Raw genomic sequence first — 13,381 nt, forward strand, 5'->3', positions numbered from 1 at the left:
TATAATAAGAATCAAGTCAATCTTCCTTCTAGCTGTGCCAACCCAAAACCATATCTGCCTACCTGATTTCCAAGATATAACATGTATATCTCCCCATCAAGCTCAAACACGTGAGGATAAGCGATTGATTGATCATCCCAGCCCTCTTCAGAAATATCAATACCTGCTTTACTGTCATCTCTATGCCAATTTACCATATCAGTTGAAACAGCATAGCCAATGCGATATCCTCTATCGTTTTTTCTAAAATCCAAGCTATATTTATAGCAAAAAAACATATGATATTTATTATTGTAGAAAAATACATCCGGACTAGCTTGACACTCATTCTCATCTAATTTACTTTCAATAATATTTCTACTATCTCTTACCCATTCAAATCCATCATCTGAGTGTGCCATACGAATTTTATATACCGCTTCCGGACTGCCATCATTCTCTAGCCAACTAGTTCCTGCCACATACCATAAATACCATCTATTGCTAAATCTTCTAATTTTAGGGCCGCTTAAAACAAAAGGATCATTAACATTGCAAGATAGAACCGGTCCTTTACCAGCCTTTGTGAAAGTCTCGCCGTCGTCGTAACTGATTGCTGCGCCTATCGCAACCGTAAAAGGAATAGACTCACATCTTGTCCAACCACCGTAATAGGCAAAAACGCTACTATTGTGTCTAATCACTGATACGGGATAAGTACCGAATTCATCAAAAGTACCTAAATCCCCTAATTCCAGAATGGGCGATTTAGATACATTTAAAATTTCAAATAAATCATGTCTATTCAAGTCTACGTAGGCTGAATAACTAATATATTGCCCACGCTCATCGGGCAGCGGCCTGCAGGAGAAATACACTCTAACAAATTCATCAAAAACCAATACAGAAGGCGCTTGAGCAAACTCTTTTAGCCAACTTTTACCTTCAATTTCTTGAGGTTTAAAAACTAGACCAAGCTTTTTCCATTTAAACAAAATGAGCCACCTAAGGGTTAATTAAGACTAGAACGAGCCCGCACATATATATCAAAAATCAAAAGTCTATATATGCGTCGGTGAGAAGATTGGGATGAGGTTGTTTAATAGTACACCCTACACCCAGCCCATGAACGGCTAACATAAGCAGCTCAGGGCCTGCACGGCGTACTATGATAGGATTTCTCATTAATCCTTCGGAAGAATATGCCCCCATGGGGCATAAATACAAACACCCAATACTTAATTTAACGGGATTCCAATCAATGGACAAAGGATTCTTTGGGATTCCCTATAGTTTATCTATTTGCATGTCTAAAAACTCTAATAATACTTCTTAGTTGCTACAACTAAGAGACTAGCACAATACTCAGGAATATCTTCTCCCAAAGAATAAAATGCACGCACAGCGTCGTCACCTAATTCAATCATCTGTTTTTCCGAAAGCGGCTTAAGATACATCCCTTTAACAGATAGCACTTTTAAACCTGCTTTATCACAGTGATCTTTCAACATATCCACGGTGTATAAACGTCTATGCCCAACTTCATAATCTTTTGGCGCCATTTTTTCATAATTTTCCAGAACACCCATTTTATATCCCGCACGCCTATTTAAAGACATACAATTTGGAGCTGAAATAAAAATTAGCCCTTCATGTCTAATTAAATCAGCAAGTATTTTGAGAGACTGAACTGGATCTTCAACATGTTCAATGACATTTAAAAAAAATATAAAATCAAATCGTCGGGTAGTAGAGAACTCTTCTAAAAGCAATTCATGGCATTTTATATTTGAAACCCTATTTTTTAACAACGCCACATTTTTTTTCGAAGGCTCGATTACTTCTATATCTTGAAAGATTTTATATAATTTTTCAGTGGAAGAACCACTACCGCAACCTACTTCTAAAGCGCTTTTACCTTCGGCACTATATCGCTTAATGATTTCAATCTCACGATCTATCATAAGCTCATCCATATAGTCACCTTTTTCATAGAAAGCACTAATAGTCTCTAGGTGCGCTATTTCTTTGTTACTCATCAAACCCTCCAATTAGGATTTCAATAGGCTATATGATATTTTTAGCACCATTTTTAGCAAAAAAGTTAAATCTTTTTACGGTAAGAATAAAATCCAATCCCTGTTTTTTTTCCAAGCTTACCTGCGCGAACGTACCTTTTTAACAAAATAGCAGGCCTATATTTTACATCACCGGTCTCTTCCATAAGTGTTTCCAATATACTCAAACAAATATCCAAACCTATCAAATCTGCAAGCTCCAACGGCCCCATTGGGTGGTTAGCTCCAAGCCGCATGCAATTATCAATAGTTTTGGCATCCGAAATACCTTCCGACAATAGAAACACAGCCTCGTTAATCATCGGAAAAAGCAACCGATTAACAATAAAGCCAGGGGTTTCAGGGATAACTACAGGATGTTTGTTAATTTTATCTAATACATTTAAAGCAAACTCCAAAGCCGCATCAGAAGTCAATTCACCCTTTATTACCTCAATCAATTTCATCGACATAGGTGGATTAAAAAAATGAATCCCTAAAAACCGACTTGGGTTTTCAGTAAAAGATGCAAGCTCCGTGATACTTAACATCGAAGTATTAGTTGCCAGCACTTTGGCTTGCCTAGCAATAGCATCTATCTGCCTTAAAACTATAGCCTTAACTTCCTTGTCTTCCTTTATAGCTTCAACAATAAAGTCGCAACCCTCCATAACGGTTATATCATTTGCATAACTTATGTGCTCTATAACTTTTTTTATATTTTCTTTATTAAAAAATCCAAGTTTTGATTGAATTGTTGCCAATCTAAAAATGTCATTTTCATAACTTGGCTGCTCCTTATGATTCCAGATTATCGTAGCAATATCATGGGACGCAAAAAGTATTGCAAGTTGCATCCCCATATTTCCAGCACCAGCAATGCCAACAACATGATTTTGCATTCACGATACCTCTATCAAATCATATTCAAAATTCAAGCATTCTTTGATTAAATCAGTAGAATTGAACATTAATACATCAATAATAGATAACCAAGGCACAAACACGGAACCGAATTGTTTGTATTCGAATGGCTTCGACTGAATGAATTTCAAATCAACGCCTCTTAGACGGAATATATATTTTGAATATAATTCAATTCCACCTATAGCATTTATGTACGTCTTCGCTCCGATATAATCGCACAACGCGAGAACTTTTTCCTGACTCTTAAGTGAATGATCAATGTCTATTTCGGATGATATTCTGATTTCAGTACTAACACCCAAATAGGCGCAGGTTTTGACAATAGAGTTGTGTAGGAAGCGAAATAAGTTTTCATCCTTAAACGACACTATATGCTCTACCAAGTGAAGTGTTTCGGAAAAATATGGCGCTCCTCGATAGGCTTCGCTGAGTTGATTTAGAAATTTGAGGCGATTAAAATCCGCCGCCACTTCTCGCTGGCAAATATCAAGAGTATCCGAATCGGATTTCAAAGGCAGTGTAAGCATAACATCTCTGCCGTTCTGCAAAATCCGGTTACGATTAATCCACCCCTTCTTTGTGTATTTTATATTATCGTAGACGATGAATACATCAACAGCGCTAATCAACTGAAAATACCCAATATACGGAAAGAAATAGGGTTGCATAATTGCGGCCCTCATTTAATACTCACCAGCATAACTATAGATTGCACGACACTCATCCTCATTGCGCAGAGATTATGCTCGTTATTTCATTGACAATAGCCATATCCAAATCTGGATAGATCGGCAGACACAGAATTTTTCTAGCTGCGTCTGTAGCGATGGGAAGATTCTCTTTATGCGCGGAACTGAAGCCTCTATACATAGGAAACTCAGATATCAACGGATAAAAATAACGGCGGGGATGTATGCCAGCGTCTTTTAACTTCTGATAAAGTTCATCTCGAGTAATAGGATAATCTATATCAACAAGAATAGGAAAATAGGAATAATTTGCTACTTTCTCCCCGGAATCACCCAAACATGTTATTCCTTTTATTCCCACCAATCTTTCCCTATAAGCAATATCAATTTTCTTTCGCGCACCAAGCGCTTGGTTTATATAGTTTAACTGCAACAAACCGAGTGCGGCATTGAATTCACTCATTTTTCCGTTAATACCAGGAGCTACCACTGTCACTTCTCCAACGTGACCGAAGTTTTTAAGCTGATCTATTCTCACTTTAGTCTTTGCATCCGGGCAAACTATCGCACCACCTTCAAAAGTATTGAACACCTTTGTGGCATGAAAACTTAATACTGACAAATCCCCGTGATTTAACACACTACCATTGGCATCTTCCACGCCAAAAGCATGAGCAGCGTCGTAAATCACCCTAAGGCCATAGTTATCAGCTATTTTTTGAATAGCATCGACATCGCAGGGATGCCCGTAACAATGTACCGGCATGATCGCTGCTGTGTGAGGATTAATAGCCGCTTCAATTTTTGACGGGTCGAGATTTAGCGTATTTGGATCAATATCTACAAATACGGGCTTAATATCATTCCATAACAGCGAGTGGGAAGTAGCAACGAAGGAAAGCGGAGTAGTTATAACCTCCCCCCTAATTCTCAAAGCTTGTAAAGCAGTAACTAAAGCAATGGTTCCATTAGCAAATAAACTAATATAATTTACACCCAGAAATTCACAGAGCGCGTCTTCTAGTTTCTGGTGAAAAGGCCCCCCATTGGTTAATATTTTATTATTCCAAATCTCTTGAAGATAGGGAATGAATTCCTCCAATGGCGGCAAAGATGGTTGCGTTACATAAATGTTTTTTTTATTCATAATTAAAATTTTTATGACATTTTATTTAAACGCCTAACAGAAATTTAATGAGTATTTAAAGGTGAAACCATTAAAGCACTTCATCAATGCCCGTTAAAATCTATCAGAGTTAAATTATTTTAAAAGGCAACCAATCATATTTTATATCACTGCATGTCGAAACAGCTCTACTCAAAACCATACATCGCAGAAAACAAAGTCTGCTTGCCTTTAAATACAGCAAAATAGTCAACAGGCAAAAAATATATACAACTCACCTATTCTAATACTCACGATCTATGGTATTCAACGATTAGCAAGCTTGAAAACATCCACATGAATAGCGCTACTAAATAAACTGTCCCATAATCGATAGATACAATATCAAATGACTTTGATGCGGGAGCCACGATTTCTGTTGGCTTCATACTCAAAATGATCAATTTTAGCTGGGAAATTGATTCAACTGCCTGACTATTGCATTCCTTCTTATCTAAAATTTTCTCCCAATAAAGTATTTCATTTTTGACACTATTGAGTTCTTTGTTCAATTTTTGCTGCTGATAATCGACAATTTTCTGACCTAAAGCCGAAACTAAGCGCTCAGCATCGTCAACAGAATCCCAATGGACTAGTATCTTTATTGCTTTATTATTATCGATAGGATGCGTCCTAATTCTTTTTGAGAGCTTATTAGGAGATACGTTATTAGCAGTCGCCACCGCAATTAAGGTTTCTGAGTTACGTAAATATTCGATGGACTCCGCCGCACCAGCAATGGGCGTATTGCTATCAAATTGGCCTAACTTAATTATAATTTGTGCCTCATATTTAATAGGCATTACTTCCAGTAAAATAAAAGCCATTAAAACCCAGAAAAGGAGATTTAAACCTATATATTTCTTATTTTTTATCAGCGCATCAACTAGGCTTTTAAATGTCATGAAAATTTCCTTAAAGATATTAAAACCGGGTAACTCATGATTATCAACATGAAGAACAGGCAAAATGGACGAATATATGCACCAAATGTCAACCCGGTTGATACATCCACGTAATGCTGCGAAAGAAAACTAAATTGATTGAACTCAATTATCGGACCAACCACAAAATCCAGAGGAATCAACAGCACAAACATGATTGCCCTTCTATATTTATTAGCATATCTTCCAATTAAAATTGCACTTAAATATGGCAGTAACAAAATAACTGCATACCCCCCTGGAGAATCAGTAGCTACCATCATACAAAGCAAAACAACTACGCTTAATTGCTCCCAAGTGAAAAAGTGAGCTTTTCGCGCTGATAAAAATAAAATATACGCCGCAACAAAAAGAACAAACCACCTTAAAAAATGCGTAGCCAAATAGAGGATTACCGGAATCCTGTCCTGATAGTAAAAGACAGCTTTCGACCAGGAGCTAAGCGAAGTTGTATACCAAACTTTTTGGAAAAAATCCGAATTAACAGCGCCAGAAAAAGAAAACATATTTTCGAAAATTTGCCTATAGTTTCCATCTTCTAACACAAGCATACTTATTTGATTAATCAATAATGATGCAAAAAAACTCATCAAAAAGTATGTATATTCCCTTTTAAAAAACGGCACAAACCAGAGCACTATCAAATACTGCTTAATATTTATAGCCAACGCGAGAAATACCGCGCCTTTCCAATTGACGCCAAAAGCCTGAGAAAAAGCCAACAACATAAAAGCAACTATAATATAGTTCCCTCTTTCTAACGCATAAAGCCCGGGAAATTGCATCAACAACGCGAGAAATATAATTATCTCAACCGAAATATATTTTATCCTCACCTGCTTTACGATTAGTTTTGTACATAAAAAAATTGCACAAAAATAAAATAAAAATAGCCAAGCGATAGAATATGGCGCGCAATCTCGTAACTCTGCAGGCAAAACAACGGAAGCACAATAATCCGGCACTAACATTTGCGCCAATGCAAATACACTTATCGGATAAATTGATTGCCATATATCATAACGCCCATCATTCAGACTCCAATAATTTGTATTATAGAAGTCCATAAATGTATCTAAAGGCGCAAAGAAAAACGGCGGTATTGCATAACCGCTGGATTCAAAATACTTGACAAAAAAGATCAGAAAAATTAGCTCTGAACAGATTATCCAGACGAACCACCAATCAATATCTTTATTTTTTAAACACACACACTATCAGCTGAAGTCATTCAATATGCCATCCATACTAGATAGTAAATTTAAGATAACTTACTTTGCACACTATTCTTTTTAAAAGAAAATCGGCGATGCAAGATATAACTGCTTATCACAGTAATGGATACTATAATTGCTTGAGCAATCAATGTATGTAGATTAAGTCTCTCGACCAAAAGAGGTAATGCTATTAAATTAAAACCAAAAGCACCAAGGTACACCATATTAAACCTAAAAAATTCTTTCAACCACCGTCCTTTCACGCGAAACACATAAATCCTATAACCCAAATATGCATTAATCACCGATACAAAATGACTTATTATTAAAAGCCCCACATAATGTAAATCATGGTGTAGAAAAAACCAAATAACTGCAAAAAAACCATACCCAAAAGCGGTATTATACAAACCTACAAATAAATAACGAATCTTTTCGTTACCCCAAAAACGTTTAGTTATTGAACCCAACTTGCTTTCTCACGATAAAATTAGGGCGATTCTTCACTTCCTCGTATATCAAACCAATATATTCTGCAACAATACCCAACATAGTAAATAATATTCCGAACATCAAAAACATAACAGTCATAATGGTTCCATATCCAGCAAACGGCACACCCCAGAATATTGCTTTTACTATTGTCCACACTAACAGGATAAAAGACGCCACAGATATGGTTATCCCCAATATAGTAATAAGCTTTAAAGGCACATAAGAATGGGCCAATATGCCTTTTAACGCCAGTTCGATAACCTTGAAAGTATGCGCCCCAGACACCCCGGCAAAGCGTTCCGCACGTTCGTGTTCGACGCCAATGGATTTGTAACCAACCCAGGCAAATAGTCCACGGATGAAGCGATTGCGCTCATGTATGGAATTGATGGTTTCGTAAACTTTTCTATCGATCAGCCTGAAGTCGCTAACATTTCTGGGGACCATGCCGTTGGTCAAACCATTCGCAACCCAATAAAATAATTGCGAGTTAAAACGGCGAATCAGGCCTGTACCATTACGTTTGGTAACGATGCCGTACACATTTTCATATCCCTCTTCCCATTTTTTGATGAATTGGGTTATTAAATGCGGCGGATCTTGCAAATCGGCGGTCATAATCACAGCAGCATCGCCAGACGCATAATTCAGGCCGGCGGTAATGCCACCATCCATTCTAAAATTACGCGCTAGTTGCACAATTTTAAACCGCGGATCTTTCTCATGTACCGCGCAGAGCTTTTCGTAGGTATTATCTTGAGAACCATTCTCTACGATAATAGCTTCAAAATCGTAAGCGCTATTTTCCGCAAATACCGCTGTTAATTGTTTAGCCAATTCATCAACATTGTCCTGCTCGTTATAGGCAGGAATAACCACGGAAATTAATTTTTTATTCATACTGGATATGTCTATTGCAAATATTGCGCTACTACGGCATACAGATTCTCATCCAAATCCGGAGTCATTTGGTGCAAAGGATTTGATTGCATAGAACCTGTTTCCGTTACCCTACTGGTAATTTTGGGAAAATAGGTTTGTTCCGGATCTATCGGCACGACAAACCCAGCAGGTTCATCGCTTGCGAATAGGCGTTGGAATTCCGGGTCTTGCTCGAAATTAGCATGGAGTTTGATACAAGGCAAATTAAAGGCTTTAAATAAAGTTAGCCAATCCGGTAAACCCAATCCCGAGGACTGGTCGCAACCAATATAGGCGCCATTAAAATAATTTCGTTGCGTCATCCGAATAGAGGCATAGCCATTATCGTTAAATATAAAAATTTTCAGATTTAACTTATTAACAGCAACCGTACCCAACTCCTGTAAATTTTGGGCAAATCCGCCATCGCCTTCGACTAGAACGGTCCTGCGCTGCGGATAGGCGAAAGCCGCGCCTATTGCTCCGCTCAATCCGTACCCCATGGATGCCAAGCCCTTGTTGGTAACGATGTGTTGGCCGCGCTGTTGAGCGAAGGTTTGCATCATCACGGTAAAGGCGCCACCGCTACTGCAGGGAATGACGTTATCAGTGTCTCGGCAGTGTACCGACAAACGGCTGACAAAATCGTAAGGCGATACATAATTCTCTGCCGTGTTATTGATCGGCTCGATCAACAGCAATTCGGCTTTCACTTTTTGGCAATAAGCCATCCATTCGGAATGATCGCCAAGGCTGGCTGCCGCTAATGCTTGTAATACTTGATTGGCATCGCCTTGCAAACCGCAATCGACGCGGGGATGGCCTTTATTAAGTTCGGTAGGGTCGCATTCCACTTGCACCACTCTGCCCTTAGGTACGAACTCCTGCCAGTTAAACCCGGTTTGTTGCAGACCCAAACGAGTTCCCAGTGCGACCAGCAAATCGGCTTGTTGCATCAACAAGTTGCTGTAACGTTGTCCCCAGGTATTCGGACGACCAAAATACAAGGGATGATCTGCCGCCACCCTGTCCGCACCATTCCATGTGGTTGCCAATGGAATACCCATGGGCTCCAAAGCCTCGTATATCTTTTCTACCGTCTGCCTGGCAACACCGGCTCCAATCAATAAAAACGGCCGTTTTGCCGTGCGAACATCCTCGATTAGACGTTGGATTTCGGCTGAATCTATAGGTGGAATTGCTTGTTTTGCGGCTGGGGCAACTTCGCATAGTGGATCGTTTACATCGACTGGCGCACCTTGAATATCCAACGGAATTTCAAGAAACACCGGACCTTTGCGGCCTGTAACCCCGGCGTCGATAATCCGGTTAAATGCCTCACAGGAAATCAAGCTATCCATCAGCACCGATTTTGAGGTGATCGGCTTGACGATATCGACACCATCAATCTCTTGAATGCCGCGCTGGCGTACTTGTTGCCGACAAAGATCGGCAGTCTTTACTTGCCCGCCAATCACCAACAATTCCCGGCTCTCCAAATAAGCACCCGCCACTGCGGTGACAATATTGGTTAAGCCGGGACCGGCGGTTACCAAAGCAAAGGCTTTGCCGTCGGCACTTATTTCATTGAAATATTCCGCTGCAATGCCTGCCGCCACCTCATGCACCACGCTAACGCATTTGAAATGACGATTCACGCTGGCGAGAATGTGCATGATATTGCCGCCCGCCACGTAAAAGCAGTGGGTATATCCTCTTTCCTTTAACCAATCGGCCAATAGATCGCTATATTTTATGGTCTTGTTTTGCATTGCTTGTTTGCCAGCTTATTGACGGATACCAAAAAAAATTTCTATTTTTTCGGCAACGAATTCCAGCATCTCTGTGGTCAAGGCCGGATAAATACCGATCCAAAAAGTTTGCCGCATAATTCTATCGGTTACATCCAGCGAGCCGGAAATTCGGTATTGCCTGCCTTTCATATACGGTTGCCGGGTTAAATTTCCGGCGAACAGCAGACGGGACCCGATTTTGTATTGATCCAGGTACTTCAACAATTCCACGCGTTCATGGCCCGAATCCTCCTTCAGCGTGATTGGAAACCCAAACCATGAGGGATCCGATCCCGGTGTCGCTTCCGGCAGAATTAAATACTGCTCGCAAGTGGCCAAACGTTGCTTCAAGAATTTAAAATTACGCTTTCTGATTTCAATCAATTCCGGCGCACGCTCTAACTGCGCTAAGCCGCAGGCCGCCTGCATATCGGTAATTTTTAAGTTATAACCCAAGTGCGAATAGGTGTACTTATGGTCGTAACCGGCCGGCAAATCGCCTAACTGCCAACCAAATCTCTTTTTACAGGTGTTATCCACACCGGGAGCGCAATAACAATCTCTTCCCCAATCCCGAAACGACTCGATGATAGTTTTCAGGCGACGACTACTGGTAAATACTGCACCGCCCTCGCCCATCGTAATGTGGTGAGCCGGGTAGAAACTAAGCGTACCAATATCCCCAAAAGTGCCGACATTGCGGCCCTTGTAGGTTGTGCCTAAGGCATCGCAGCAATCTTCTATCAGCCAAAGATTGTATCTTTTTGCAATTTCGACCACTTGATCCAGGTCAAACGGGTTGCCCAGCGTGTGGGCGATCATGATTGCCTTGGTTTTAGGCGTAATAGCCGCTTCGATTTTACTGGGATCGATGTTATAGGTTGGTATTTCCACATCGACAAATACCGGGACAAGGTCGTAAAGCAGAATGGGATTCACTGTTGTGGGAAAACCAGCCGCTACGGAAATGACTTCGTCGCCTTTTTGCAAGGCCCGGTCTCCCAGTTTTTCGGATGTCAAACAGGCAAAAGCCAGCAGATTCGCAGAGGAACCGGAATTGACCGTCAACGCGCTGCTAACGCCAATAAACTCGGCCAATTGCTTTTCAAACTGGTCGTTAAATCGTCCGGTAGTCAACCAACCGTCTAGCGACGCTTCGACCATATAACTAAGTTCTTTGGCCCCGAGAATTTTACCCGACGGCGGCACTACGGACTGTTCCGGAACGAAAGCTTTTTCGGCATAACGTTCGGCGGCGTATTGTTCAACCAAATCCAAAATCTGCGCTTTTAATGTATTTTCTGTCACTGTCTTATCTTTGTGTTCAATAAAATTAATGTTGATCAGCTGTCAAAAACTGCTCTAACTGCTCCGCGCAGACTTGCTGCATATCCTTGCCTTGTTGATAGGCCAGGTTCCAGTCGACAATCATCGCCAACGCTTGGGCCAGAGTCCAACGCGGCACCCAACCCAGAAGGGTCTTGGCTTTGGAGCAATCAAGCTTCAAATAGTGCGCTTCATGCGGCTGCTCACTAGCATCGATTTGCCAACTTGCGCCATTGCCCCATAAATCCGCCAGTTTTTCCAATATCCACGATACGGGTTGCGCATCGGCTTCGCTGGGCCCGAAATTCCAACCCTCCGCGTATCGACTACCTTTTTTGTATAGTTGTTCGGCTAACAGGACATAACCGGTCACCGGCTCCAGTACATGCTGCCAAGGCCTGATGGCTGTCGGGTTACGAATCGTCACAGCCTCCCCTGCCATGAACGCTTTCATGATGTCTGGAATTAAGCGATCCTGAGCCCAATCCCCGCCGCCAATCACATTGCCGGCACGCACCGACGCCACCGCCACCCCGTGCTCAGCGTAGCGTTCGCTGGGAAAAAACGAATTACGATAGCTGGCAGTTACCAGTTCCGAACAGCCTTTGCTATTGCTGTAAGGATCGAAGCCACCCATCGGCTCATTTTCCCGGTAGCCCCACAACCACTCCTTGTTTTCATAGCATTTGTCGCTGGTGACTATCACAACTGACTTTACCGACGCGGTGTGCCTGACAGCCTCCAGTAAATTAACCGTACCCATCACATTGGTGGCGTAGGTTTCCACCGGCTGTTGATAGGAATAACGAACAAGCGGTTGCGCGGCCAAATGAAACACAAACTCAGGTTGAAAGCTTTGCATTTCCGCCATCACGCTGGTTAAATCCCGAATATCGCCTTCAACGTGCTGCAGTACCGAAGCAATACCGGCCACTTGGAACAAACTGGGTGTGGTCGGCGCCGGTAACGCATACCCTTTGATCTCCGCACCTAACCGATGCAGATATAACGCCAACCAACCGCCTTTAAATCCCGTATGCCCGGTTATAAAAACCCGTTTGCCTCGCCAAAAATCGCTATGTTCTACCATATCTTCCACGGTGCTTTTTGCTGTTGCCAAAGCTGTTCCAAATGCTGCTTATCTCTTAATGTATCCATGGGTTGCCAGAAGCCTTTGTGGAAATAAGCGTGCAGCTGATTGCTGTTCGCCAGACGCTCCATCGGTTCTTTTTCCCATAGCGTTTCGTCGCTATCGATTAAATCGAACACTGCCGACGACAACACAAAAAAACCGCCGTTGATCCAGGCGCCGTCGCCCTGCGGTTTCTCCTGAAAACTTTTGATGCGGCTCCCCACCAATTCCAAGGCGCCAAACCGGCCGGGCGGTTGCACGGCGGTCACAGTTGCGGCGTTATTGTGGGAATGATGAAAATCGATCAGCGCATTAATATCGACATCGCCGACCCCATCTCCGTAAGTAAAACAGAATGTTTCATCGCCGATATAATCGCGAACTCTTTTTAACCGGCCACCAGTCATCGTTAATTCACCGGTATCTACTAAAGTGACTTTCCATGGCTCTGCATATTTTTGATGCACCTGCATCTCGTTATGCTCCATATCGAAGGTCACATCCGACATATGTAGAAAGTAATTAGCAAAATACTCCTTAATAATATAGCCTTTATATCCCAAACATATTATAAATTCGTTAATTCCATAATGAGAATATAACTTCATTATATGCCATAAAATAGGCCTACCACCTATTTCAATCATCGGTTTAGGCTTCACCGAGGTTTCTTCATTAATACGAGTGCCCAACCCACCCGCAAGAATAACCAACTTCATTAATATTTCCTCTTGGT

At 41.4% G+C, this 13,381-nt stretch carries 13 protein-coding genes; all 13 read right to left on the reverse strand.

The features are described from left to right. Positions 1 to 11: 11 nt before the first annotated feature. Entirely contained in the window at positions 12 to 974 is a 963-nt protein-coding gene (locus EBB_RS10105) for a glycoside hydrolase family protein (protein WP_192393762.1), read from the reverse strand. A 324-nt stretch (positions 975 to 1,298) separates the two neighbouring features. After that, positions 1,299 to 2,018, reverse strand: coding sequence for a class I SAM-dependent methyltransferase (locus EBB_RS10110; protein ID WP_192393763.1), 720 nt, complete (start codon positions 2,016 to 2,018; stop codon positions 1,299 to 1,301). Positions 2,019 to 2,083: 65 nt separating this feature from the next. Next, a complete protein-coding gene (locus tag EBB_RS10115; protein WP_192393764.1) occupies positions 2,084 to 2,938 on the reverse strand; it encodes a 3-hydroxyacyl-CoA dehydrogenase family protein in 855 nt (284 codons plus the stop codon). Continuing rightward, complete coding sequence (locus tag EBB_RS10120; RefSeq protein ID WP_225587379.1) at positions 2,939 to 3,631, reverse strand: WbqC family protein; 693 nt, start codon at positions 3,629 to 3,631, stop codon at positions 2,939 to 2,941. It abuts the gene before it with no gap. A gap of 58 nt (positions 3,632 to 3,689) precedes the next feature. After that, positions 3,690 to 4,799, reverse strand: a complete 1,110-nt coding sequence (locus tag EBB_RS10125; RefSeq protein WP_192393766.1) for a DegT/DnrJ/EryC1/StrS family aminotransferase — start codon at positions 4,797 to 4,799, stop codon at positions 3,690 to 3,692. Positions 4,800 to 5,068: 269 nt separating this feature from the next. Further along, positions 5,069 to 5,722 (reverse strand): GumC domain-containing protein, encoded by a 654-nt coding sequence (locus EBB_RS10130; protein WP_192393767.1) that lies wholly within the window; start codon positions 5,720 to 5,722, stop codon positions 5,069 to 5,071. After that, positions 5,719 to 6,972 carry a glycosyltransferase 87 family protein gene (locus tag EBB_RS10135; protein WP_192393768.1) on the reverse strand — a complete coding sequence of 418 codons (1,254 nt, stop codon included), beginning with the start codon at positions 6,970 to 6,972 and terminating at the stop codon, positions 5,719 to 5,721. Before EBB_RS10135 ends, EBB_RS10130 begins: the two co-directional genes overlap by 4 nt. A 50-nt stretch (positions 6,973 to 7,022) precedes the next feature. Continuing rightward, positions 7,023 to 7,448: a GtrA family protein gene (locus tag EBB_RS26690; protein ID WP_192393769.1), complete on the reverse strand. Its 426-nt coding sequence runs from the start codon at positions 7,446 to 7,448 to the stop codon at positions 7,023 to 7,025. Next, positions 7,432 to 8,373 carry a glycosyltransferase family 2 protein gene (locus tag EBB_RS10145; protein WP_192393770.1) on the reverse strand — a complete coding sequence of 314 codons (942 nt, stop codon included), beginning with the start codon at positions 8,371 to 8,373 and terminating at the stop codon, positions 7,432 to 7,434. The genes EBB_RS26690 and EBB_RS10145 overlap by 17 nt, the downstream gene beginning before the upstream one ends. 11 nt (positions 8,374 to 8,384) lie before the next feature. Further along, on the reverse strand, positions 8,385 to 10,166 hold the full coding sequence (locus EBB_RS10150; RefSeq protein ID WP_192393771.1) for a thiamine pyrophosphate-binding protein: 1,782 nt from the start codon (positions 10,164 to 10,166) through the stop codon (positions 8,385 to 8,387). A 15-nt stretch (positions 10,167 to 10,181) separates the two neighbouring features. After that, positions 10,182 to 11,495, reverse strand: a complete 1,314-nt coding sequence (rfbH, locus tag EBB_RS10155; protein ID WP_192393772.1) for a lipopolysaccharide biosynthesis protein RfbH — start codon at positions 11,493 to 11,495, stop codon at positions 10,182 to 10,184. 25 nt (positions 11,496 to 11,520) lie between these two features. After that, positions 11,521 to 12,633 carry a CDP-glucose 4,6-dehydratase gene (gene rfbG / locus EBB_RS10160; RefSeq protein WP_225587380.1) on the reverse strand — a complete coding sequence of 371 codons (1,113 nt, stop codon included), beginning with the start codon at positions 12,631 to 12,633 and terminating at the stop codon, positions 11,521 to 11,523. Further along, positions 12,597 to 13,364, reverse strand: coding sequence for a glucose-1-phosphate cytidylyltransferase (gene rfbF, locus EBB_RS10165; RefSeq protein WP_192393773.1), 768 nt, complete (start codon positions 13,362 to 13,364; stop codon positions 12,597 to 12,599). Before rfbF ends, rfbG begins: the two co-directional genes overlap by 37 nt. Positions 13,365 to 13,381 lie beyond the last annotated feature (17 nt).

Source organism: Methylomonas fluvii (genome assembly GCF_014850975.1).
Lineage (GTDB): Bacteria > Pseudomonadota > Gammaproteobacteria > Methylococcales > Methylomonadaceae > Methylomonas > Methylomonas fluvii.